This is a genomic window from Clostridioides sp. ES-W-0016-02 (assembly GCF_020641035.1).
Lineage (GTDB): Bacteria > Bacillota > Clostridia > Peptostreptococcales > Peptostreptococcaceae > Clostridioides.
Genome location: NZ_CP061361.1, coordinates 3,224,521 through 3,251,158, shown reverse-complemented (window position 1 = coordinate 3,251,158; position 26,638 = coordinate 3,224,521). Strand labels below are relative to the sequence as shown.

The 26,638-nt window shown below is 26.2% G+C and carries 16 protein-coding genes; all 16 read left to right on the top strand.

Annotated elements, in window-relative coordinates; genetic code table 11:
- Positions 1-137 precede the first annotated feature (137 nt).
- The 16 genes from IC758_RS15275 to IC758_RS15200 all read left to right on the top strand — a co-directional run bounded on the left by IC758_RS15275 (position 138) and on the right by IC758_RS15200 (position 26,635).
- A complete protein-coding gene (locus tag IC758_RS15275; protein WP_227860563.1) occupies positions 138-2,021 on the top strand; it encodes a cell wall-binding repeat-containing protein in 1,884 nt (627 codons plus the stop codon).
- Positions 2,022-2,373: 352 nt separating this feature from the next.
- A complete protein-coding gene (locus tag IC758_RS15270) occupies positions 2,374-3,975 on the top strand; it encodes a cell wall-binding repeat-containing protein (protein WP_227835238.1) in 1,602 nt (533 codons plus the stop codon).
- A gap of 218 nt (positions 3,976-4,193) precedes the next feature.
- Complete coding sequence (locus tag IC758_RS15265; protein ID WP_227860562.1) at positions 4,194-5,792, top strand: cell wall-binding repeat-containing protein; 1,599 nt, start codon at positions 4,194-4,196, stop codon at positions 5,790-5,792.
- Between the two features lie 234 nt (positions 5,793-6,026).
- Complete coding sequence (gene slpA / locus IC758_RS15260; protein WP_227835240.1) at positions 6,027-7,808, top strand: S-layer protein SlpA; 1,782 nt, start codon at positions 6,027-6,029, stop codon at positions 7,806-7,808.
- Positions 7,809-8,052: 244 nt separating this feature from the next.
- Positions 8,053-10,395 carry a preprotein translocase subunit SecA gene (gene secA / locus IC758_RS15255; protein WP_227835241.1) on the top strand — a complete coding sequence of 781 codons (2,343 nt, stop codon included), beginning with the start codon at positions 8,053-8,055 and terminating at the stop codon, positions 10,393-10,395.
- Between the two features lie 599 nt (positions 10,396-10,994).
- Complete coding sequence (locus tag IC758_RS15250; RefSeq protein ID WP_227835242.1) at positions 10,995-12,860, top strand: cell wall-binding repeat-containing protein; 1,866 nt, start codon at positions 10,995-10,997, stop codon at positions 12,858-12,860.
- 305 nt (positions 12,861-13,165) lie between these two features.
- The gene (locus tag IC758_RS15245) at positions 13,166-13,624 is read left to right on the top strand and encodes a hypothetical protein (RefSeq protein ID WP_227835243.1); all 459 of its coding nucleotides are present in this window, start codon (positions 13,166-13,168) and stop codon (positions 13,622-13,624) included.
- A 12-nt stretch (positions 13,625-13,636) separates the two neighbouring features.
- Positions 13,637-15,253, top strand: coding sequence for an O-antigen ligase family protein (locus IC758_RS15240; RefSeq protein ID WP_227835244.1), 1,617 nt, complete (start codon positions 13,637-13,639; stop codon positions 15,251-15,253).
- Positions 15,254-15,297: 44 nt separating this feature from the next.
- Positions 15,298-16,449: a glycosyltransferase family 4 protein gene (locus tag IC758_RS15235; protein ID WP_227860561.1), complete on the top strand. Its 1,152-nt coding sequence runs from the start codon at positions 15,298-15,300 to the stop codon at positions 16,447-16,449.
- Positions 16,450-16,483: 34 nt separating this feature from the next.
- Complete coding sequence (locus tag IC758_RS15230) at positions 16,484-17,269, top strand: ABC transporter permease (protein WP_227835246.1); 786 nt, start codon at positions 16,484-16,486, stop codon at positions 17,267-17,269.
- A 14-nt stretch (positions 17,270-17,283) separates the two neighbouring features.
- Entirely contained in the window at positions 17,284-18,015 is a 732-nt protein-coding gene (locus tag IC758_RS15225) for an ABC transporter ATP-binding protein (RefSeq protein ID WP_227835247.1), read from the top strand.
- 12 nt (positions 18,016-18,027) lie between these two features.
- The gene (locus IC758_RS15220; RefSeq protein WP_227835248.1) at positions 18,028-19,299 is read left to right on the top strand and encodes a glycosyltransferase family 2 protein; all 1,272 of its coding nucleotides are present in this window, start codon (positions 18,028-18,030) and stop codon (positions 19,297-19,299) included.
- 71 nt (positions 19,300-19,370) lie between these two features.
- Positions 19,371-22,244 (top strand): glycosyltransferase, encoded by a 2,874-nt coding sequence (locus tag IC758_RS15215; protein ID WP_227835249.1) that lies wholly within the window; start codon positions 19,371-19,373, stop codon positions 22,242-22,244.
- A gap of 91 nt (positions 22,245-22,335) precedes the next feature.
- Complete coding sequence (locus tag IC758_RS15210) at positions 22,336-24,243, top strand: hypothetical protein (RefSeq protein WP_227860560.1); 1,908 nt, start codon at positions 22,336-22,338, stop codon at positions 24,241-24,243.
- 51 nt (positions 24,244-24,294) lie between these two features.
- Positions 24,295-25,263, top strand: coding sequence for a glycosyltransferase family 2 protein (locus tag IC758_RS15205; RefSeq protein WP_227835251.1), 969 nt, complete (start codon positions 24,295-24,297; stop codon positions 25,261-25,263).
- Positions 25,244-26,635 (top strand): NDP-hexose 2,3-dehydratase family protein, encoded by a 1,392-nt coding sequence (locus IC758_RS15200; RefSeq protein WP_227860559.1) that lies wholly within the window; start codon positions 25,244-25,246, stop codon positions 26,633-26,635. Before IC758_RS15205 ends, IC758_RS15200 begins: the two co-directional genes overlap by 20 nt.
- Positions 26,636-26,638 lie beyond the last annotated feature (3 nt).

Genomic DNA, 26,638 nt, shown 5'->3' with positions numbered 1-26,638 from the left:
TTTAAAAGAGTAAGATGTTAAAAGTAAAGTATATATAATGTAACTATAAGTTTAGGGTAATTTATAAATTAAATATAAAAGCCAGATAGATAAAGGATTTTATCTATCTGGCTGATGGTAGATAAGGACGGGTGTTAATGAGTAAAGGAAAATCTCTTATAAGAACTATTGCAGTGTCAACTATGACAGTAGCTGTAACTGGTAGTGCTACATGTGCATATGCTGCTCCAGTGTTACAAGGAACAAAGACATATGAAAAAGTAAATACTATAGATATATCTGTGGATTCAGTAGAAAATATAGTATATTCATTTCAAGCTAGTATAAAAGTACAAGGTGAGGTTGAAGTACTAGATAATGAGCCAGGCCAAAAGATTAAGTGGTCTGATAATATAGAAGTTCAGATAAAAAGTGGAAATGCAAATGCCAATTGTGTTTCAACATATGATAAAGCAAGTAATACAACAACATTAGATATATATGTTACATCAAATGAAGATTTGTTAGATGGAAATACATTAAATATAGGAAGAATATCAGTAAAAAAATCTGGAAGTAATTCAAGTGCTAAGTATAAAATATTGGGTAATGGGGAAAATTCCAAACCAGCTTTAAAAATTGTAACTTACAACAATAAAACCGTTGATTATGAAAGTATAGATTCTAGTGAAAGTTTAAACTTTACTCTTATCAATGAGAATGAAGTAAAACCAATAGGAGGAACTGGAACTAGTAAAAACGATCCTGAAAAATATAAGGTTGAGAAAAGTGAATCACTTGAATATTTATTAAATAATATTAGAATAAACTATTCTGTTGTTAGTAAAGAAACAGAAGAAAGTGGTTCAAATATAATATTGAAGCTTGGATTATCACAAAAATCAAGTAAAGGAAGAAAAGCTACAATAAGTAAGTATGTTGAAGTTACACTTCCAAAAAGTTTAGAGTATGTAGTTGATAATGAGTTAGCTAAACCAGATGAATTACCACCAGACAATTCTGATGACAATAATAATGGTGGAAATAATAATTCAGGTGGTTCATCTGGAGGTAGTAGTTCTGGTGGAGGAAGTTCAAGCGACTCTACATCTAATGTTACAGTAAAAAAATTAAAAGGTGCAGATAGATTTGAAACTGCTGTTAAAATATCTCAAAGTGGATGGACAAAGTCAGATACAGTTGTGATAGTAAATGGAGAAGACAGAAGTATGGTGGATGGGCTTACTGCAACACCACTTGCTAGTGTAAAAAATTCACCAATTCTTTTATCTTCAAATGATAAACTTCCTCAAAAAACTATAGAAGAACTAAAAAGATTAAATCCATCAAAAGTAATTGTAGTAGGTGGAAATAACTCAATGCCAAATTCAGTTGTTGAAGCTATTAAAGGCATAAATTCAAAGATATCAGTACAAAGAATAGGTGGAGAAACAAGATATCAAACTTCTATTAATATAGCAAAAGAAATTGATAAGACAAATAATGTAAGCAAGTTGTATATAGGAGCAGGAAATGGAGAAGCAGATTCATTATCAATAGCATCATTAGCTGGAAAGGAAAAAACTCCAATAGTACTTACACAAAAAGATGGTGTAGACAATGAAGCTGAACAATTTATTAAATCGAATAAAGTATCAAATATATACTTTATTGGTGGAGTAGAAAAGATATCTAACAAGGCTATTGAGCAAGTTGGAAAAATAACGAATAAAGATGTATCAAAAAATAGAATAGCAGGTCAAAATAGACAAGAGACAAATGCTAAAGTAATAGATAAATTCTATTCTCAATCTAAACTTGATGGGGTTGTAGTTGCTAATCAAGATAAACTTATAGATGCTTTGGCAGTTGCTCCATTGGCAGCTAAAAATAATTCGCCAGTTGTACTTGCTACAAATACGTTAGATAAATCACAAGAATCATCATTAAAAAATAAAAATTCATCTAAGTTGTTTGAAGTGGGTGGAGGAATAGCTTCATCTGTAGTAGATAAGATTAAGAGTTTAATTGAATCAAAATAAATATAAGTAAGCTTAAAATAAGAATGTATTTAGATATAAATCATATGTCTAAGTGCATTCTTATTTTTATTTATATTATCTTAATAATATTATGCTGGAATATATGTGAAAATTTAAGTAGAATTAAATTTAATTTGTAAAGTGATGTAAATTATTTTTAATAATGAAATATATCTTACAAATATTTAAAATATAACTAGAGATAGTTTTTGAATTTTTAATTAAATAAAATATTAATATATAGACGTAATATATTTATATAAGATATACTTTATAATATACAAAAAATAACAAAATAATAAAAAAAAGTAAAAACCATATAAATATAAAACATAAAAATCATCAGGGGGATATGAAAATGAATAAAAAAATATTATCATTAGGTCTAGCAGTATCATTAATCTTGGTAAACTTCAAAAGTGTAAATGCATCATCAGTAGTAGAAAAAATATATGGCAAAGATAGATATGAAACAGCAGCAAAGATAGCTGACAAACAAACTTATGAAACAGTTATTTTAGTAAATACAGAAAAATCTCTTGCAGATGGATTAAGTGCAAGTGGGTTGTCAGGTGCAACAAAAGCACCAATATTATTTACACAAAAAAATAAGATACCAACAGAGACAAATAAGTGTCTAAAAAATATCAAAAAAGCATACATAATAGGTACAGAAGATACTATAAGTAAATCAGTAGAAAAAGAGCTAGATTCTAAACATATAGAAGTAAAGAGAATTGGTGGAGAAGATAGGCTAAAAACAAGTTATCTAATAGCTAAAGAAATAGCAACTATAAAAAAGGTGGATAAGGTACTATTAACTAATGCCTATAGTGGAGAAGCAGATGCTATGAGTGTATCATCAGTAGCTACTAGAGATGGTGTTCCAATTATACTTACAGATGGAAAGAGTGTGCCTTTTGATGTTAAAAGTGTACAATCATATTGTATAGGCTCAGAAGAAATAATGAGTAGTGCTCTAGTTAAAAATACAAACTCAGTAAGAATAGAAGGAACTGACCGATTTGAAACCAATGAGAAGGTAATTGACTATTTTTATAAAAATGTAGATAGGTTCTATGTATCAGATGGCTATCAATTAGTAGATGCTATAGCAGCTGCACCATTGACTAAAGATTTTCCAATGGTATTAGTTAATGATGGTAGTAGTAAGCTTGTATTAGAAGGAGCTAAACATATAACTTCTATAGGAGAGTTAAGTAATAAGGTAATAGAAGAATGTATAAGTGCATCAAAATCAAATGGGCAATCTCCAACAATCACAATAGGAGCTACAGAGATATATAAAGGGGAAAAGTTTGATACTAGTAAGTTGAATATAGTAGCTAAAGATAACACTGGGAAGGTTTTACCAATAGAAATTGATGGATTTATAGATACAAATAGAGTAGGTACATATATATTGACACTAAAGGCTACAGATGAATGGGGAAAAAGCACAGAAAAAAGGGTAGAAATAAAAGTGCTAGATGATAAAACTCATGATTATAATAGTCAAGAATTTAAAAAGATGGTGTCTACTGAAATGTATAACCTAATTAATTCTTATAGAAAAGAAAAAGGAAAAGATTCTTTAGTAGTATCTAGTAGGCTAGAAGGAATGGCAAATGCATGGTCTAAGTATATGATGGATAAAAAAGTTTTTGCGCATTATATAGATGGGAAAAATGCTCCACAAGTATTTTCTGAATTTGGAATGAGAAGTGAAGAGAATATAGCATATATTTATATTAATTCTAAGAGTGTTCAAACGACTCAAGATGCTAAAGATATGGCAAAGACTATATTTGAAGTGTGGAAGAAGTCTCCTGAATACAATACAAATATGCTTAGTGATGATTTTTCTAGTACTGGATTTGGACTTTATATATTATCTGATGGTCAGGTACATGCTACTCAAGAATTTTTAAATGGTAATGAAGGTAGTTTGTAAAAAACTACCATAAATCTTGTTTTTTTATTAATTTACTGATATCATAAAATTTAAAATCACATCTAAAGTACTTTTTGTAGTCTATTTTGTTATTGCTTTATAGGTTATGGTATTTTAGGTGTTTTTTATTTTAGACATTTATAAATTTTAAGGGAATAACTACTGAGGATGTAATTTATAATGAGTTGAATTATTAAAAGATTGGTAGGAGGAGTTTTATGAAGGTAAATAAGAGAATATTATCAATAGGATTGACAGTATCATTAATAATGGCAGGGGCAATAAATATCAATGCATTTTCAAGTATAGAGAAGATACAAGGGAAAGACAGATATGAGACTTCTGCATTTATAGCAGATAAACAAATATATGATACAGTCATATTAGTAAATACTGATAATTCTATAGTAGATGGATTAAGTGCAAGTGGATTATCAGGGGTTGCAAAAGCGCCAATAATGTTGGTACAAAAAGATAAGATACCAGCCTATGTTGAAAAAAGATTAAAGGATGTTAAGAATGCTTATGTTATAGGTACAGAGGATACTATAGGTAAATCTGTAGAAAATCAACTTAAGAATAAGGGGATTGATGTTAAGAGAATTGGTGGAGAAGATAGAATAAAGACTAGCTATCTTATAGCAAAAGAGATTTCTACTATTAAGCCAGTTAATAAAGGTGATAAAGTATTTCTTGTAAATGGGTATACAGGTGAGGCTGATGCAATGAGTGTATCTTCTGTTGCAGCTAGGGATGGTGTGCCTGTGATACTTACAGATGGGAAGAGCATACCCTTTAAGGTTGATGATGTTCAATGTTATTCTCTTGGGTCAGAAGAGATAATGAGTAATGAACTTGTAAGTAAGACTAATTCTGTTAGAATTGCTGGTAAGGATAGATTTGAGACTAATAAGAAAGTTATACAACGTTTTTATAAAGGAACAAAGAAGTTTTATGTTTCTCAAGGGTATAAATTAGTTGATGCTGTGGCAGGTTCTCCATTGGCTAAAGATAAGCCAATAGTACTTGTTAATGATGGTAGTGATAAGAGTGTGCTTAGAGGTGCTGATGAAGTTACTTCTTTAGGTGGAATGGATAAGAAGATTGTTGATCAATGTGTTAGTTCTGCATCTGATAAAAATACATTGCCTACGATAACTGCTAATAATGTTGAGATTTCTGTAGGGGATAAGTTTGATAATAGTATGTTAAATATAGTTGCTACTGATTATTATGGAAATGATTTAAAGCCTAATATTGAGGGCAATGTGGATACTAATAAGGCAGGAACTTATGTCTTGAAAATAAGTGCTTATGATAATTTTGGTCAAAAGTGTGAGATTAGTGTAAATGTCAAGGTAATTGTAAATACAAATACAAAGGAACCAAATAGTTATGAGTTTAAGGCAATGGTTTCTAATGAAATATACAATCTAGTTAATTCTTATAGAAAGGAAAAAGGTAAAAAGCCTTTGAAAGAATTGGAATCTTTGACTGGAATGGCAAATGCATGGTCTAAGTATATGTATGAAAAGGAAATATTTGCTCATGAAATTAATGGGAAAAATGCAGCTGAGGTATTTTCTGGTTTTGGAATGAGAAGTGGTGAAAATATTGCATATCTACCTATGAATACTAAATCTGTATATGGAGATAAAGAGGCAAAAGAGATTGCTAATTCTATCTTTGATTTATGGAAAAAGTCTTCAAAATATAATGATAATCTGTTAAAAAGTGAATTTTACAGTTTCGGATTTGGTATGTATGTATCATCAAATGGTGAAGTACATGCTACAATGGAGTTTCTAAATAGTTAATTTAAAATTAAAAAAATAATTTTAAAATAAAAATAATTTTAAAATAAGATAATTTGTAAAAAAATAGAAAAAAATGTTGGAAAAAACTTCTGATAATTTTGTATAACTTATTGAAAATTTATTTTATATAGTCTATCATAGAGATGTGAGAAATATTTGGATCAATATGAACATGAAATTTTAATGTACATAATAAGAGATGTAATTTAATATAATGTTGGGAGGAATTTTTAAATGAAGAAAAGAAATTTAGCAATGGCTATGGCAGCTGTTACTGTAGTAGGTTCCGCTGCTCCAGTTTTTGCAGCAGGTTCAGATGTAATTGAGTTAGAAAGAGGAGCAAGCTATACAGTAGCAAGTTCTAAGGGAAGTGACTTAGTAAAAGATATAATAGCAGCTCAAAATACAGCAACTGGTGCAAAAGTATCAGGTGTAGAAATAAAGTTTTTTGATGCAAATAAAAAAGATGGTAATACTACAAACCCTAAACCAATATATTCAGCTCAAAATGTTTTAAATGCCACTAATGAAGATTATGTAAAGACAACTTTAAAAGGGTTAGCTTCAGGAGAATATGCAGATATAGTACTGACATATGATGATAGTTCTGATAAAGTTAAAATCAGAGTTGTATCAGCAACTGAAAAGACAGAAATTGTATCAAGTGATGCAAAAGATACTGCAAAATCTATAGCTGAAAAGTATGTATTTAATGATGATGATTTAGAGAAAGCTTTAGATAAAATAGGTAAGCCTGATTTTAGTAAAACAGATAGTTATTATGAAGTAACTCTTTACCCAGAAGGTAAAAGATTACAAGGATTTTCATCTTATTCAGCAACAAACTACAATAAGAATGATTCTTTAAATAGTGGAGAAGCTTATGGTAATACTCCAGTAATATTAACAGTTAAATCTACTAGTAAAAGTAATTTAAAAACTGCTATAGAAGAATTACAAAAACTAAATGCAAGCTATTCAAATACTACAACTTTAGCTGGCGATGATAGAATAGAAACAGCTATAGAGATAAGTAAAGAATACTATGGAAATGATGATGCAGATGATGTTGTAAAATCTGTTGATAATATTGTATTAGTTGGGGCTAATGCTATAGTTGATGGTTTAGTAGCAGCACCTTTAGCAGCTGAAAAAGATGCTCCATTATTATTAACTTCTAAAGATAAATTAGACTCAAATGTTAAATCTGAAATAAAGAGAGTTTTAGACTTAAAAACTTCAACAGCAGTAACTGGTAAAAAAGTTTATATAGCTGGTGGAGAAAATAGTGTTTCTAAAGATGTAGTGAAAGAATTAGAGTCAATGGGATTAAAAGTTGAAAGATTCTCAGGTGATGATAGATATGAAACTTCATTAGAAATAGCTGATGAAATTGGTTTAGACAATGATAAAGCATATGTAGTTGGTGGTACTGGATTAGCAGATGCTATGAGTATAGCTTCTGTAGCTTCTACTAAGTTAGATAGTTCTGGTGATGTAGATCCTAATGGAAAGGTTACTCCAATAGTAGTTGTAGATGGAAAAGCTGATAAAGTATCTGATGATTTAGATAGCTTCTTAGGAAGTGCTGATGTAGATATAATAGGTGGATTTGCAAGTGTTTCTGAAAAAATGGAAGAAGCTATAGCAGATGCTACTGGTAAAGGTGTTACAAGAGTTAAAGGTGATGACAGACAAGATACTAACTCTGAAGTTATAAAAGAATATTACAAATCAGGTACTGCAATAGGTGATAAAACTACTGGAATATCAAACTTCTTTGTTGCTAAAGATGGATCTACTAAAGAAGATCAATTAGTTGATGCATTAGCAGTAGGAGCTGTTGCAGGTGCTAAATACGCTCCAGTTATATTAGCTACTGATTCATTATCTTCTGATCAATCTGTTGCTATAAGCAAGGTTGTAAAAGAAACTGGATCTAAAGACTTAACTCAAGTTGGTAAAGGTATAGCTACATCTGTTGTTAAGAAAATAAAAGATTTATTAGATATGTAATTTAATTATTATATATTTATATAATAAGGCTTCTCGAAAGAGAAGTCTTTTATTTTATAAAAAAAAACAAAAGAGAAACTCATCTGAGTTTCTCTTTTGTCTTTGTGTGAGAAATACTTAAATAAGAAAGATGTTTTATTTATTTAAGTACAATCATTATACTATACTTAAAAAAAAATGTCTACTTATACATAATTTTAATGTATAATAGTATTTGAAAAACAAATAAGGAGGAAAACTATAAATGACAGTTTTAGATAGAATTGTAGATAAGTCAGATGAGCTAGAAATTAAAGTACTTAATTATATAGTTGATGATATAGATACTCTAGAACCCAAAATGGAATCTTTAAGTGATGATGAGCTAAAAAATATGACAAGTATATTTAAAGATAGATTAAAACAAGGAGAAACTTTAGATGATATATTGCAAGAAGCTTTTGCAGTGGTTAGAGAAGTTTCTAAGAGAGTACTTGGAATGCGTCAATACAGAGTTCAATTAATTGGGGGTATAGTACTACATCAAGGCAAAATAGCAGAAATGAGAACTGGTGAAGGTAAGACACTAGTTGGTGTTGCCCCTATATATCTAAATGCTCTTTTAGGAAAAGGCGTTCATGTAGTTACTGTTAATGAATATCTAGCACAAAGAGATAAAGAAACTATGCAAGCAGTTTATGAGTTTTTAGGTTTAAGTGTAGGAGTTATTACATCAGATTTATCTCCAGAAAATAGAAAAAAACAATATAATTGTGACATAACTTATGGTACAAACAATGAGTTTGGATTTGATTATTTAAGAGATAATATGATAACTAATAAATCTGAAAAAGTTCAAAGAGAGTTATATTATTCTATAGTAGATGAAGTAGATTCAATTTTGATAGATGAAGCAAGAACTCCACTTATAATTGCTGGTAGTGGAAAAGAAGACACTAAGCTGTATGAACTTGCAAATGCCTTCATTAAAACTTTAAAAAATGAAGATTATGAGGTAGATAAGAAAGAAAACACTGTATGTCTTACACAAACAGGTTTAAGTAAAGCAGAGTCTTTTTTTTGTATAGAAAATATAACGCATATAGATAATATAGAGATTTACCATCATACAAATCAAGCATTAAGAGCACATAAATTAATGGAGAGAGATGTCGAGTATGTTGTTAAAGATGAAGAAATACAAATAGTGGATGAATTTACTGGAAGGATATTAGATGGAAGAAGATATACAGATGGTCTTCACCAAGCTATAGAGGCAAAAGAAGGGGTAAAGATTAAAGATGAGTCTAAAACATTAGCAACAGTTACTTTTCAAAATTTCTTTAGATTGTATGAAAAACTTTCAGGGATGACTGGTACTGCAAAAACCGAAGAAAGCGAATTTGAATCAATTTATAAGTTAAATGTTGTTCAGATACCAACAAATAAGCCTGTTATAAGAGCTGACTTACATGATAAAGTATTTAAAACAGAAAATGCAAAATATAATGCAGTTGTAGAAGAAATAATAAAGATAAATAAAACTAAACAACCAGTATTAGTGGGTACTGTTTCGATAGAAAAATCAGAAATGCTTTCAAGTATGTTAAAAAAGCGAGGAATAAAGCATGAAGTTCTAAATGCAAAACAACATGATAAAGAAGCTGAAATTATATCAAGGGCTGGAAAATTAGGTTCTGTTACTATTGCAACTAATATGGCAGGTAGAGGAACAGATATAGCCTTAGGTGCAGGAGATAAAATTGAAGAAGAAAAAGTAAGAAATATTGGCGGATTATATGTTATAGGAACTGAAAGACATGAATCAAGAAGAATAGATAATCAACTTAGAGGTCGTTCTGGACGTCAAGGAGACCCAGGAACATCTAGATTCTTTGTTAGTTTAGAAGATGAAATGATAAAATTATATGGTGGAAAAGGAATTGAAAAGATTTTAAAAAGAATGAATGCCAAAGATGAAGATGCAATTGAGAGTAAATCATTATCTAAAGCCATAGAAAGAGCTCAAAGAGGAATAGAAGGAAAGAATTTTGAGCAAAGAAAAAATGTACTTAAATATGATGATACTATTAATGAACAAAGAAAAGTTATATATGAGGAAAGAAATAGAGTTTTAAATGATTTAAATATATCTGAAGATATACAAAAAATGGTTAGAGAAATAATAGAAGATACAGCTAAGAGATATTTATCTAATCAAAGAGATTATTATAGTTACTTTAAATCTTTGTATAATGATTTTATGCCTCCAAACACATTGTTGATTCCAGGGGTAGATAAAAAAAGTGTAGATGAAGTTGTGCAACACACATATGAAATATCCAAAAGAGTTTACGATATTAAAAAAATGGAAGTTGGCATAGAAAAAATAGAAGAATTAGAGAAGAGAGTTTTATTGCAAGTAGTTGATACTTATTGGATAGACCATATAGATGCTATGGATCAACTAAGACAATATATAGGACTTAAGTCATATGCGCAAAAAGATCCATTTAAGGAATATGCTTTAGAAGGATATGATATGTTTGAAGAATTAAATAGAAAAATAAGAACAACAACAGTTCAATATTTGTATAAGTTTGATTAATTAAAAATAGTTTTTTAAAATTATTTTTAATTATATCAAGTAATAACGTATGACTTAGTTATTTAACTTAGAAAAAAGAAGCTATATTTAAAATAATAATTATTTTAAAATATAGCTTCTTTTTGTGTGAGAAATACGGAAAAAAGAGATGATTGAAATTTCTTTCTTCCTTTTAATATTATACTATAAAGAGTATTAAAAGTCTATTAGTTATAAGTGGTAAAATTAAATAAAATTACAAAATTGTTACTTTTATGTATACATAAATATATGACAATATTTTACATGGAAAAAAATGATTAATTTTTGTATAATGAAATAAAGATTCTAATAAAGCCAGAGTTATCATATACATTGAAATAATATTATATTTATATTATAATTTATAGATAATAAGTAATTTTAAAAATATAAATAGAAATATACATAATTCATAATCTAAATAAAGTTTGTCCATACAGTATCAAAGATTTTAATGTTATGTATGATGATTCTGGAATATTGAAATTTTTATAATTACAATTTATATTAACACTTAAGTTTTTTAATAAGTAAGAGCATTAAATGAAATATATTAGAAATTGAGGGGAGTACAACTTATGAATATACCAAAAAAAATTATATCGTTATTGACAATAACAATAATGTTAAGTGGATTATCTTTAAATACAGTGAATGCTTCAACAAAGGAATCTTTAGTTGGTAGTGGGAGATGGGAGACTGCTATAGAAATAAGTAAAAATGGTTGGGAAAGTTCAAAAGAAGCAGTATTAGTCAATGATAGTTCAATAGCAGATGCATTATCAGCAACACCTTTCGCAAAAGCTAAAAATGCTCCAATTTTATTAACACAAAGTAATAGTCTGGACACAAGAACTAAAGCTGAATTAAAAAGATTAAATGTATCAAAGGTTTATTTAATAGGAGGAAATGTTACACTAAGTTCTAATTTAGAAGATGAGTTGAAAAGTATAAACATCAACTCAGAAAGAATATCTGGAGATAGTAGATATTCTACTTCGTTAGAATTGGCTAAAAAAATAGATAGTATAAATACTATTTCTAAAATTGTTGTTGTAAATGGTCAAAAAGGTCTAGCTGATGCTGTAAGTGTTGGAGCTGCGGCAGCTCAAGGAAATATGCCTATAATACTTTCAGATACTACTAATGGAACTAGCACTTCAAAAGATTTTATAAGTAAACATAATATAACAACGTCTTATGTAATTGGTGGTACTAATTCTGTATCTGAGGACATTAAAAATTCGCTTCCTAATGCTAAAAGAATTTCTGGAGAAAATAGAAACCAAACTAATGCAAAAGTTGTAGAAGAATTTTACAAGGGTACAAATTTAAAAAATTTATATATAACTAAAGATGGTATGAAAAAACAGGGTGACTTAATTGATTCGCTAGCTGTTGGTGTTTTAGCTGCTAAAAATAGTTCACCTGTTCTTTTGGCAGGGAGTAAATTGGACTCGGTTCAAAAGGATATACTAGATACCAAAATTTTTGATAAGATTACACAAGTTGGTGGAAATGGAAATGAAGATGTATTTAAGTCAATACAAGATATTCAAGAAGAAACTAAGTACACAGTTGAAACGATTGCTGAACTTGATACAGCTATAAAGAAATCAGATGCTAATGATATTATAAGATTTAAAAATGATGATAAAATAACTGGCTCAATTGATATAAGTACAAAAAAAGCGATAACAATTGAATTTAATGGATTATATAGTGGGAAAATGAATATAAATATGCCAAATGGAGATATGTATAATTATGGAGATATAAGTGGACAGATAGATATTAAAGATATAAAAGCTGATACTTTAGTAAATGAGGGAACAATTAATGATATAACTATATATGATCCAAATGGTTGCAAAATAGAAAATGAAAAAGATGCTGATATTTGGAAAATAACATTATTGGATACATCTAAGAATACTTATATAAATAACAGTGGAACAATAACTAAAATTGTTAGTGATGCATCAAATACAACTATAAAAAATTCAGGAAAAATTGATTCAATAAGCGGAACTAAGTCACCTGCAGTAAGTGGTAATCAAGCTAATGATGAAAATATAAAGGATAGTGATGACAAAGAAGCAGGAGGAATATCTGTATATATAGATTCATGTTCTCCTCCAAAAGAAGGTAAAGTAATGCTAAGAATACCAAAAGAACCTAAAAATTCTAGTTATAAGATATATTATAGAATAGTGAAATCCAGACCATCTGCAATGAGTGTAGGAGATACTATCTCAAAAAATAGTTGGACTCAAGTAACTACTAGAGATTCATTTATGATTAGTGCTCCAGATGGATATTATGTAGAAGCTGTAGAAATCTATGATTCTGATAGAAAGGTAAGTAAGTGGGGAAGATCAGGAAGTATAGATGATGGATATAACAATACAACTTCATCAGCAACATTAAGAAGTTATAAATAAAATATTAGTCTATATAAATTAATAAATGTTTTTTAACTGTTAATTTCATGAAGCTATAGAATATGTATAATCTAAAAATAAGTTATATAAACCTGTTACAATAAGTAATTTTAATTATTGTGAAGTCATTATATAGCTTATTTTTATGAAAAAGTATAGCAATAAATTTAAGGCAAGTATATTGTTTTTGATATAAAACTTTTAAAATTATTATTCAATAAAGTTTTAATAATTTCAAAAGTAGTGTATACTCATTTTATGGAGATTTTTAGTGAAATAAGAATGAATAAGGAGGAAATAGTAATTTGAATATAACTAATAAATGTGTTTTAGGAATATCTGTTTTAGCAATTTTGAGTTTTGGATTTTCAGCATTCCAAGGTAACGCTCAAATTGCTGAGAGAAAAAAGGATTATAATATATATCTTGAGGCTAATTCTGACAAGGAAGATGTAAAAAGTTCTTTAGACAAAATAACTGAATTGGAAAAAAAATATGGTGAAAGTGATGCTTTAAGTTTATCTAAAGTTGAGTTATATAAAAAAGAAAAGGATTATAAATCTTTACAGAATGAAATAGAGAAGGTTTATAATAAATATCCACAAACAAGAAAAACAGTATCCTTTATACTTTTGTACTCTGAAGTAGCATTGAAAAATGGAGATAAAGAATTAGCAAAACAAATGATTACAGAAGCAATTCAGTTAGGAGCTCAAGACAATTATAAAGATAGAACAGATAAGGTTTTATCACAATTAAAGTAAAAGGAGAAAGATATGTTAGATAAATATTATAATAGAGGAAAAATTGAACAAGTAGATAAAATTATTTTATTTATTTTATTAGCTATGATGTGTGTTATTCCAATGATAGTCCATAGCTATGATTTTACAAATTATAGCCCAATTTTTACACTATCAATATATTCTTCAGGGCAAAGAATAGAAATATTTAACTTTTATAAGACAGCAGTACTTTATTTGGGAACATCGATTGTTTTTCTTTTTTTCATGTACAAAATAGTATTTCTTAAGGAAGAATTAAAAAATAGAAAAATAAACATATTATTACTTATACTTACAGTAGGTGTGATCTTTTCAGTTATCGTTTCAGATTATAAAGATATAGCTCTATTTGGTAATGTTGATAGATTTGAAGGTGCATTAGCTTGGTTTTGTTATATAATTATATTTTTTGTTTTATATAATATTAAAATAGATGTAAAGAGTTTTAAGCTGTTTTATTTTGGATTATTCCCATTTTTGATTATAAATCTATTTTTAGGTTTATTTGAATTTTTTGGAATAAATATTTTAGATTACAAAATTATTAAATTGATTCTTGGTGGTGGTGAATTGTCAGGAACTTTTTGGACAACTTTGTACCATTATAATTTTATGAGTGGTATAGCATCCGTTATTTTTGGAGTAAGTTTACTTTATATGTTACTTGAAAAAAATACAAAACTAAAAATATGGATACTATTGGGTGAAGTAATTTCTTTTACAATGATATTAACTTCAACTTCATCAAGTGGATTTATTACTATGATAATATCAATTCCTATTATACTAATTTTAGCATGGCGATTTGCAGATAAGAAAGATTTGTATATATGGACTGGAGTTACTTTTATTATAAATTTAATCATATATGTAGTGTTGAATTCATTTAATTCTACAATTTATGAAGAATCATTCTCTATGCTTGGTAAGTTAAATAGTATCTCTATACTTATAATTCCAGGATTAATTTTAATAATTGTTGCCCTTTTAATGATTATGAAATTCGTAAATAAAAAGAAATTTTTTAATTATACAATGATATTATTTGTAGGATTTATATCTATAGGATTAATACTATTTTCATATAATCTAGAAAAAGAGAATAAAGCTATAGAAGCAAATCCAAATTCAACTATAACTAAAATTTCAGATTCTAAAATTTTTCAAAAAGTTAATGAACTGAGTACTGATAGATTGAATATCTGGTCTAAGACAATAGAGTTGATTGATAATCCAATACTAGGAAATGGGTTTGATACCCTACCATATAAAATATTAAGTGAAGGTAAACATGGTACTCTTAACTCATTTGGTGATACTATAGATAAACCGCATAATTGGTATATGACAGTACTTTATGGAAGTGGTGTTGTTGGTCTAATAGGTTTGATTGGTACAATATTAGTTTTAATAAAAGGATCATTTTATAGTTGTGTTGATAGAGTAGAAAATAAATATTTATATATATTTACTATAGGTGTATTAGCATATGCAATACAAGGTATGTTTAATGATAGTTTTGCAGGCACATCTGTTATTTTTTGGATATTTGCTGGATTAGTAGCTAATCAGATATTAAAAACTGAAGATATGAAAAATGAATCTTAGTAACTTTTATTTATGAATTTAATTTAGAGGAGATAGAGTAAATTATGAAAGTAAAAATAGCATTAATTTCAGAAGCATTAGGAGGAGGAGTGAGAAGACATATAATCGATCTTATGGAAAATCTAAATAAAGATAAATTTGATATTTATTTTCTATATAACTCCCATAGAGCGGATGATATAATGCAAGAAAAGATTCAAAATTTAATGAATTTAGGTGTTCATTTGGTAGAAATTAAGAATCTAAGTAATAAAATAGGTTTAAGTGATATTTTTGCACTTAAAAATATTTATAGAGAGTTAAAAAAGATAAATCCAGATATAGTACATTGTCATAGTTCAAAAGCTGGGGCAGTAGGTAGAATTGCAGCTAAGTTTATTGGAGTTAAATTTATATATTATACACCACATGCATATATTTTTCAAAATACTAAGTTATCTAGAATGAAAAAAGAAATATATATATTCATAGAAAAAATTTTAAGTAGATATTTTACAACTAAAACTATAAATGTTTCTGTTGGTGAGAAAAATTATGCGTTAAATTATAATATAGATAAAAAGGATAAATTTATTGTAATTTATAATGGTGTTAAAGAAAATTACAGTATAAGTAATATTTTGATTAAAAATAAATTAAAGAAAGAATTTGATGTGGATAAAGAAAGTATGGTTGTAGGTGTTGTATCAAGAGTTGATGAACAAAAAGATCCTAATACATTTATCAATATAGCTAAATATACATTAAATAAATATTCAAATGTAAAATTTATTTATGTTGGAAATGGTGATTTATATAAATCTATGAAAGAATGTGTATTACATGAGAGATTAGAAGAAAAAATACTATTTACAGGGTTTAGAAAAGATACAGAAGATATACTGAGTATTTTTGATATAGTGTTGACTACATCACTGTATGAAGGTATGCCATATGTGCTAGTCGAATCTCTTGCTTCCTCCTTACCAATTATTGCTACAGATGTTATTGGAAATAATGAAATAGTTGTTAATAATAAAAATGGGTTATTATTTGAAGTTGGTAATCATATTCAAGGATTTGATTGTTTGGAAAAATTGCTTGAAAACAAAAATATGATTAAAAGTATGAGATTAAAATCTTTGGAAATATATGAAGAGAAGTTTACTTTGGACATAATGATGAATGAATATGAAAAATTATATAATATCAATTAATATAATTGAAATACAGTAAAGAATAGGTGTGTGTATGAATAAATTAAAGATAATGTTATTAGGTTTTTATAAGTATAAAGATCTTTTATACGAACTTGTAACAAGAGATATTAAAATTAGATATAGACGTTCAGTTTTGGGTCTTTTATGGACTATATTAAATCCTATTTTAATGATGTTAGTAATGACAGTTGTATTTTCACAATTATTTAGGTTTGAAATTGAAAATTATCCAATATATTTTTTTGCTGGGAATATATTATTTTCGTTTCTAACAGAATCTACAACAAATTCTTTGCATTCTATGATAGAAAGTAGTAGTTTAATTAAAAAGGTTTATATACCTAAATATTTATTTCCTTTATCAAAGGTAATATCTAGCTTAGTGAATTTATTTTTTTCATATGTTGCTATGATGATTGTAATGATTATTACTAATGTACCTTTTAAGGTTACCATGTTGCTTTCTCCAATATTAATTTTATATATTAGCATGTTTGCGATAGGTTTAGGTCTTATTTTATCAACAATGATGGTATTTTTTAGAGATATAGCACATTTGTACAGTGTAATAACTTTATTATGGATGTATTTAACACCAATTTTTTATCCTGTATCTATATTAAAGGAAAAAACTACTTTAGCATTAACATTGAATCCAATGTATCATTTTATAACCTATTTAAGAGAACTTGTACTATATGGAACTATTCCAAGTTATCAAGATAATATTATTTGTTTTTTAATTGGATTAACATTTTTAATATTTGGATTGTTTGTTTTTTATAGAAAACAAGATAAATTTATTTTATATATATAATGAGGTGTTTAGTTTTGGAAAATATTATTGAAGTTAAAAATGTTTCTATGATGTTTAATAAAAGCCCTGAAAAAATTGATAATATTAAGGAATATTTTGTTAGATTATTAAAAAAGCAACTTATGTTTGAAGAATTTTGGGCTCTTAAAGATTTATCATTTTGTATAAAAAAAGGAGAAGCTGTTGGAATTGTAGGTTTTAATGGTTCTGGAAAAAGTACAATTTTAAAAATTATTGCTCAAGTAATGAAACCAACAGTAGGAATTGTTGAAGTTAAAGGAAATGTTGCACCATTAATAGAGCTTGGGGCGGGTTTTGATGTAAATCTTTCTGCGAAAGAAAATATATTCTTGAATGGAGCAGTACTTGGATATAGTAGGAAAGATATGAAGAGTAGATTTGAAAGCATTATAGATTTTGCGGAACTTTGGGATTTTGTTGATACTCCATTAAAAAATTATTCATCTGGTATGGTAGCTAGACTAGGTTTTTCTATAGCTACATCAATTGTTCCAGATATACTTATTGTAGATGAAGTTCTAGGTGTAGGAGATTATAAATTTCAAGAGAAATGTCAAAAGAGAATGAATGAGATAATTTCAAATGGAACAACCGTTATTTTTGTTTCTCATACAATTGATCAGGTTAGAGAACTATGTAATAAAGTAATATGGCTTGAAAAAGGAACTTTAAAAATGATTGGAGATACAAAAGAGGTATGTGATAGATATATGGGCATATCATAAGGAGTTGAATATATGTATGAATATAAAATTAGTGTAATAGTCCCAATATATAATGCAGAAAAGTATATAGAACATGCAATTTCATCACTTTTAAATCAGAGTATAGGTTTTGAAGTTCTAGAAGTAATTTTAGTAGATGATTGTTCTACAGATAGAAGTGGACTTATTATAGATAAATATGCAAATAGATATGATAATATAAAAGTAATACATTTGGAAAAAAATAGTGGATTGCCAGGAAAACCAAGAAATAAAGGTTTAGAAATTGCAACATGTGAATATGTAATGTTCTTAGATCAAGATGATTTTTTTGATCAAAATGCATGTGAGATATTATATAATAAGATTGAAGATACTGATGCTGATGTAGCATTTGGTTATTATAACTATGTTAATGAGGAAAATGTCACAATTGATAGAAACCCAATATCAGATAAATATGTAAATTATTTAAATGATGATAGTTCTGATTTTGAAGTGATTGAATTAAAAGATAAGTTAAATTTTGTTATTCCATTATTTAATAAGATATATAAAAGAGAATTAATTGAAAAAAATAATATTAAATTTCAAGAATCTGTTTTAGGAGAAGATAGAATATTTGCTTGTGAATATTTTATGTTATGTGAAAGAATTGTATATGAGAATGCTTTGATTTTAAATTATAGATTGAGAAATAAAGGAGAAAAGTCAACCAGTCAAAATATGAATGTTAACTTTTTCTTAAGCGTAATGGATTCATATAAATTAATGTATAAGGTATTTTTAAAGTATGATATCATTGAGCATTTTAGAATTGTTTTTGATGAATGTGTAGAAGATATTGTTTTTAGAATATTAGCCTCAAGATTAGATGACAAAGAATTGATTTTAGTAATAGAAAATTTATATAATCTAATTAATTATGTTGAAGTATATACTTATAATAAAAAATTTGTATATATTAATCTGATTCTTGATGAACTGTTAAAAAAAGAATTTAATAATGTAGTTAATATATTAAAAAAAATTATACCATTATATGAGAAGTTAAATGACTCTTATATCGGAAATGCATGGATAAATATTCAATTATATAATGGAAATAATGAAATAACTAATCTTTTGAAAATAATAGATTGTATGAAGAAAGAAAATACAACCTTAGAAGAAGAAATTATTGAGCTTAAAAATATAAATTTTGAATTAAAGAAAAAATATTTGAAAATAGAAAAAGATATTAACGAAATTGTTAATACAAAGACTTATAAAGTTATTAAAAAATTTTATGCTCTTTTTAAGTAAACATGTTATATAGTATTAAAGTGTAACATATAAAAATAATTAAATGAGTTTTTATATTAAGGAGTAGATTGATGAAATTAATAGATAAAGCTAGGTATTTAAAAAAAGCCTATTTTAAAATAGGCAATAAAAAGTCTCTACTAAAAAAAATATTCTATTCTATACATGAAGGAGGAATAAAAAATTTAAAGAATCGTACTTTAGGTGTTATATATGCAGCTTATAAAGAAGAAAACTTGTATAATGAAAGAAATAACATATATGAAAATCAACAAAAAGAAATTATTGTTTTGGATGATGTGTTTGAAAAAATATCAGTAATAGTTTGTATTTATAATGATTTTAGTAACATTGAACGAGTAGAGAAAAGTTTAGGAGAGCAAGTGTATAAAAATTTTGATATCATATATTTAATGGCTGAAAAATATAAACAAAGTATAAACTTTAAAGAAAAAAATGTTCATTATTGTAATAAGATTGATGGCTCCGCTTTGAATGAAGTTATTAACAAAATAGAAAGTTCATACTTTTTAGTAATAAATATAGATGATTATCTTTCTCCAAATGCAATATTAAATTTTACTAAAGTATCCCAAAATGATGAGTTTATATTGATATATAGTGATGAATGTTTGTATGATTTTGATAATAAAACGGTGAATAGATATTTTTTAAAGCCTAAATTCTCACCAGTTTACTTTTACAATAAGCTGTATATAGAGCATTCTATCTTATTAAAGAAGAAAGAGTTTATGGAATGTGGAGGATTTGATAATAAAGTCGAGAATCTTGATACACTGTTAAAAGGTGCTACTTTAAATATGTTAGAATTTTCAGATAAAATAGCGCATATAGAAAAAATATTATTATTAAGAGATGTAACAAAACAAAGCATATGTGAAAGTATGTACAATTCAAGTATGATAAAAAAACATTTGAGAAATATTGGTATAGAGTCAAATGTTAGACAAAATATTGTTTATGATTCTTATGATATAGACTTACCTGTAGATGATTTAGAAACAGTTTCTTTAATAATTATTAGTGACTGCAAGGAAGATACATTTGCATGTATTGATAGTATTGTAAAAAGTACAAGATGGATAAATTTTGAAATTATAGTAGTTGCTGAAGAGAGTGTATGTGAATATCTTTATAAAGAATTTACATTTTTAGATAATTTTAAATTATGTAAATACAATAAAACTTTAAGTTATGCTCAAAAATGTAATTTGGGAAATTCGAAAGCAATGGGCAAATACGTAACTATTTTAAAGGATTATATATCTATAGAAGATGAGAACTGGTTAAGTGAAATGATTCAATGTTTTAAATTTAAAAATGTTGGTGCTGTGTCCCCAAAAATTATTAATAAATATAATGGTATAAAATACTCTGGAATTATTTCAGGTGGATATGGTTTTTTCCCAATTCCATTTGATGGTGAAAAAAATATAGTACATAAAGGCTATAATGAAATAGCATTTGCTACAAGAGAAATATCAGTTCTTTCTTCAAGTTGTTTTGTAATTAAAAGAGAATTGTTTAATGATATTTCTGGATTTGATGAAAAAAATATACCTAATGAGTTTTCAAATACAGAACTATCTTTTAAAATTCAAGAAAATAATAATAAATGTATATTTTGTTCTAAAAGTTTAGTTATTTCAACTAAAAAAGATGATGAATATGATAGTTGGTATAATACAAAGAATAAAACAGGGTATTTATATATGTTAAAAAATTGGGCTAACTATTTGTTAGATGATCCATACTATACAAAAACAATGCAAAAGCAAATAATTAGTAATTTTCCTTATGAATTTAATATATTTAAAGATAACAAAATTAAAATTAATAATACTAATTTTTCAGGAAGAAATATTCTAATTATTAGTCATGAGCTATCTATGACAGGAGCTCCAATTACTTTACAGTATGTTATAAAGGCTTTAATAAAAAATGGTGACTATCCAGTAATTTTATCACCAAAAGATGGAAAATTGAAAGAAGAATTTTTAAAAGAAGGTATCCCTGTTATAATTGATGATTCAATATATAGTAGTAATAATTGGATGAATTATGCAGAAAATTTTGATATAGTTATAGTAAATACAATAGTGCAATATTTGAATATAATTGAATTAAGTAAAACAGAAATACCAACCCTATGGTGGATTCATGATGCTAGAGAAGGATATGAATTATATATGAAAGATATAATTCCTAGTGAGATAGGAAATAATATTCATACATTTTGTGCTGGCATTTATGCTAAGAATGTATTAAATGACTATAGACCTTCTTATAAACCTAATGTTCTTTTGTATGGTTTACCAGATTTTTCAACTGAAATACCAAATATTCCTAAGTATAAGTTAGAAAATGAAAAGGAAAGAGTAATATTTGTAAATGTAGGAACAATTGAAAAAAGAAAAGGGCAAGATGTATTTTCACAGGCTATTTCTAGTTTGCCTGACTATTATATAGATAAGTGTAAATTTATTTTTATTGGTAGAAAAGTTTCTGATACTATTTATGATAGTCTAATTGATATAAAAAATAAATTTCCTGAAAATATAGAGCTTATTGACGAAGTAAAAAGAAATGAAATTATGGATATTTTTAAACAAGCAACATGTATAGTTTGTTCTTCTAGAGATGATCCAATGCCTGTTTTTATGACTGAAGGTATGATGATGTCTAAAATATGTATTTGTTCTGAAAATACAGGAACAGCTACATTGATTGAGAATGGAAAAAATGGATTTGTATATGCAAATAACGATTATAAAGAATTAGCAAATAAGATTATGTATGTTATTGATAATAATGATAAAATTGATTCTTTGAAAATAGAAAGTAGAAAAACTTATGAGAAATATTTCTCTATGGATGTATTTGATAGTAATTTGTTAAATATAATTTCCAATATTGTTAAGTAAGCTATTTTACAGTAATTGAATTTTTATTTTAAATAAGTTTTAGGTATTCACATTTTGATAATATACTTAAAATAAAGATTGGAGGAAATATATGAGCTGTATTAATAAAAAAAATAATATGGAATATAAAAAATTAGAATATTTTTTAATTCTAATATTTTTAACTTTAATTATTCTATTAAATTTAGAATTTAAATCTATCATTGGAATAACTATTATCCTTTTAATAGTTATTAGTATTTATAGTTTATTTTATTTTGCTTTAAAGATGAGTAATAGTATAGAAATTTTAAAGTCACTTAGTAAAAAAGAAAAAAACTGTATACTTTTGCTATCTATTATATCTATAATATTTGTATATTCAGAAATAAGTAGAGATAAATTTATATATTATGGGGATTTTTCTAATTTCTGGAGTCTTGCTTTACAACAGCTGGATATTTTTTTAAAGGAGCCTTTACTAGCATTAAAAAATTCTTATATTAATATATGTTATGCAGAACATAATGTTTTTATGCCAACCATGATAGCTATACCATTAAAGATTTTAGGTGGAAGTTATATGAGTTATGTTCTCATTTTAGAAGTTATATTTATTATACCAACTTGTATTACATATGCACTTATTATGAAAAAAATTATTATAAAAATGAACTATAAAAATGTAAATTTTTCAATATTATTTTTATTTTTTCTAATATTACCAAGTTTGTATTATCCAACATTAAGCGGTTATATAGATATTGTATGTGTTTTTATAGTTTCGTTATGTATACTTCTAACTATGGAAATTGATTTTTTGAAGTTTGAAAAGAGAAAATGTTTAGCTCTTTCTGGATTATTATTAGTATTAGTTTTAATGAGAAGAGCTTATGGATATTGGATTGTAGGATATGCGATTAGTTTATTTGTATATATGATTTTTAATATATTAACAAATAGAAAAGATTTAAAAATAATTATTAAAGCATATATGAAAAATCTTTTATTTATTTTTATTGTTTGCAGTCTTGTTTTAGTGATAATGTTTCCAAATTTTTTGAAAAACATAGCAACTAGTAATATAAGAGTTGTCCATTCAGCATGGAATATGACTTCATCAAAAGAAAAAATAATTGAATTTGTAAATTATTATGGTGTATATATGATAATACTTTCAATATTGTCAATAATAACATCATTTAAGGATAAGTATTTAATGAGTTTTGTAGTAAAAAATATTGTAAATATAATAATAGTAGCAATATTGTTTTCTAATATACAAATGGGACCACATCAATACTATCAAATTACAGGACAATTATCTTTATTGGTTGCAGTTACTATTTTAAAAATATATAATTCAGAGATTAGTAAAAGAAATATAATAGTATTAACTATTGGTATCTTGCATATATATAACTTTTTATATGCACATAATCTTGTTAAACAATACGCATTTGAAAGATATATATTTACAGAAAGAATCTATGAACCAAGAAAAAGATATGATATAGAACAAATGAACATTTTATATGAAAAAATTGAAAAATTAATAGAAAAAGACAGTCTAGTATATGTTCTATCAAGTTCAGATATATTAAACGATGATTTGATACGATGTCTTAAGTTACCAGAAAGAATAAGTTTTGAAAATAAATTGGTGGGTAGTTATCAAGTAGATTTAAGAGATGGATTTCCAGTATCATTCCTTAATTCTGATATAATTATTGTTCCTGATCCAATACAGTATCATTTGAAACCTAATGATCAACAAGTTGTAATAAAGCTTGCAAAAGAGATATTAGATAAAAATTCAATAATAGGAGACAATTTTAAGTTGGTTGATAGTGTATCATTAGAGAAAGATGTAAAAGCAAAAATTTATATAAAAAACAAAGATTTTTCTTTAAAAGAAATAAACTATTTAGAAAATATGTTTGATTTTTCATATAAGGAATACCCTGATTTATTTAAAAATAGATTTGAAGAATTTAAACAACAAGAAAATCTAAAATAGGGTTATAGAGTATTTATTATTTATAATTAAAAATTTTGAAAGGATAAGCTTATGAAAAAGATAAGTATAATTGTACCATGTTTTAATGAGGAAAAAAGTGTACATATTATGCATGAAAAAATTACTAACATGTTTCATAAAGAATTGAAAGATTTTGATTACGAATTGATATTTGTTGATGACTATTCTATGGATAATACTAGAAATGAATTAGAAAAAATATGTATTTTAGATAAAAAAGTAAAAGCTATTTTTAATGCTAAAAATTTTGGATTTAATAGAAATGTTTTTTATTCATTGATGCAAGGTAGTGGAGATGCAGTATTTTTAGTGTTTGGAGATTTACAAGACCCTCCAGAATTACTTTTAGAATTTGTTGAAAAATGGAGAGAAGGTCACAAAGTTATACTTGGTCAAAAAATAAAAAGTAAAGAGAATAAATTTGTTTATTTGCTTAGGACTCTATTTTATAAAATGATGGACAATATGTCACAAGTAAAGCAAATACAACATTTTAATGGGTTTGGTTTGTATGATAAAGATTTTATTGATGTAATAAAATCTATTGACGATTCTCAGCCATATTTAAAAGGTATTGTTGGAGAATTTGGAATGAAACAAAGTATTATAAACTACAAACAAGAAAAAAGTGCAAGAGGAAAATCTAATTTTAACTTCTTTAAATATTATGATGTTGTTATGTTAGCAGTTACTTCATATACAAAAATATTAATGAGAATAGCTACTTTTATAGGCGGTTTTGTAGGGATAATTAGCTTAATAATAGCAATAATCATATTTATAAATAAAATATTGAATTGGAATACTTACCCAATTGGAGTTGCTGCTCTAACTGTGGGAGTGTTTTTTATAGGAGCAGTTCAATTGTTTTTTATAGGAATTCTTGGAGAATACATATTGAGTATTAATACACGTACATTAAAAAGACCATTAGTAGTAGCAGAGAAAAAAATTAACTTTGAAGATGGAGATGCAAAAATTGAAGAATATAATAGTTAAAATGGTTGAATCTTGGTCTAATAATACAGGAAATATAAATGCTATAGAAGATATAATAAATTGGGTTGATTTTTTAAACAAAAACATATGTGTAAATGTAAATAAAATAAGTTTAGATGATAGTGAGTTTTGGTATTATGATAAATTAGAAGGTGGAATTGTAAACACAAATAGAAGTTTCTTTTCAATTAAAGGAATTATAAAAAAAGTAAATGATGAAATACTTTTAGAGCAACCTATAATAATTCAAAATGAAATTGGATATTTAGGGATATTGTGTAAAGAGTTTGATGGAGTTTTAAATTTTCTTATGCAAGCCAAAATTGAACCTGGAAATTTAAATAAAATTCAAATTTCGCCAACAATACAAGCAACTAAAAGTAATTTTACACAAAAGCATGGTGGAAATAAACCAAAGTATTTAGATTATTTTATAAAGTCATCTAATCATGAAATTATAGTAGACCAAATTCAATCTGAACAATCTTCTAGATTTTATAAAAAAAGAAATAGGAATATAATTATAAAGGTTGATGAAGATATAGATGTTTTACCAAATTATAAATGGATGACATTAGGACAAATTAAGAAATTGATGAAGGTTGATAATCTGGTAAATATGGATACTAGAACTGTACTTTCATGTATTCCATTTTCAAATATTAAATTAGATGAAATACAGCTTGAAAATATATATAAATTATTTAGAGATAAGTCACTTTTTCATTCTATTTTTTATGGAGTAAATGAAAACTTATTTCCCAAAGTGTATCATCAGATAAACAATTATAAAATGTTTGATAATAGTGAAATAGAAATTGTTAGTTTAGAAAAATTGAACTTGTGGAAAATGAAAGAAAAAGAATTTATATCTAAAGAACCATATAATTTTAAAGTGATATTTTGTGATATTTCAATTGAAGGAAGAGAAGTAAGTCAATGGACGCAACCATTATTTGAAGCAGATGGAGTGGCAATATTTGGGCTTTTAATGTGTAATGATGAGGGAATAAAAAAGTTTCTAGTTAATTTAAATTCTGAAGTTGGGTGTTTTGATTCAATTGAATTAGGTCCAAGTGTTCAAATTGAGTCAATTGACAAAGATAAGATATATAATGAAGTTACAAGCTTATTTTTCAATTATTTAGATTGTGGGAAAAATATTATTTTTGACAATCTATTATCTGAAGAAGGTGGTAGATTCTATCATGAACAAAATAGAAATGTCATTATTGAAGTTGAAAAATCAGATTTAGTAAATGTACCAGAAGGATATTTATGGATTGATTATAAATCTTTAAATATAATGGTACAATTCAATAATTGTTTAAACATTCAATTAAGGAATTTATTATCTCTTTTGGAGGTGTAAGAT

Excerpts from the sequence above, each read along its gene's own strand:
- IC758_RS15275 (WP_227860563.1), top strand. The coding sequence starts at position 138 with ATGAGTAAAGGAAAATCTCTTATAAGAACTATTGCAGTGTCAACTATG.
- IC758_RS15270 (WP_227835238.1), top strand. The coding sequence starts at position 2,374 with ATGAAAATGAATAAAAAAATATTATCATTAGGTCTAGCAGTATCATTA.
- IC758_RS15265 (WP_227860562.1), top strand. The coding sequence starts at position 4,194 with ATGAAGGTAAATAAGAGAATATTATCAATAGGATTGACAGTATCATTA.
- slpA (WP_227835240.1), top strand. The coding sequence starts at position 6,027 with ATGAAGAAAAGAAATTTAGCAATGGCTATGGCAGCTGTTACTGTAGTA.
- secA (WP_227835241.1), top strand. The coding sequence starts at position 8,053 with ATGACAGTTTTAGATAGAATTGTAGATAAGTCAGATGAGCTAGAAATT.
- IC758_RS15250 (WP_227835242.1), top strand. The coding sequence starts at position 10,995 with ATGAATATACCAAAAAAAATTATATCGTTATTGACAATAACAATAATG.
- IC758_RS15240 (WP_227835244.1), top strand. The coding sequence starts at position 13,637 with ATGTTAGATAAATATTATAATAGAGGAAAAATTGAACAAGTAGATAAA.
- IC758_RS15235 (WP_227860561.1), top strand. The coding sequence starts at position 15,298 with ATGAAAGTAAAAATAGCATTAATTTCAGAAGCATTAGGAGGAGGAGTG.
- IC758_RS15230 (WP_227835246.1), top strand. The coding sequence starts at position 16,484 with ATGAATAAATTAAAGATAATGTTATTAGGTTTTTATAAGTATAAAGAT.
- IC758_RS15220 (WP_227835248.1), top strand. The coding sequence starts at position 18,028 with ATGTATGAATATAAAATTAGTGTAATAGTCCCAATATATAATGCAGAA.
- IC758_RS15215 (WP_227835249.1), top strand. The coding sequence starts at position 19,371 with ATGAAATTAATAGATAAAGCTAGGTATTTAAAAAAAGCCTATTTTAAA.
- IC758_RS15210 (WP_227860560.1), top strand. The coding sequence starts at position 22,336 with ATGAGCTGTATTAATAAAAAAAATAATATGGAATATAAAAAATTAGAA.
- IC758_RS15205 (WP_227835251.1), top strand. The coding sequence starts at position 24,295 with ATGAAAAAGATAAGTATAATTGTACCATGTTTTAATGAGGAAAAAAGT.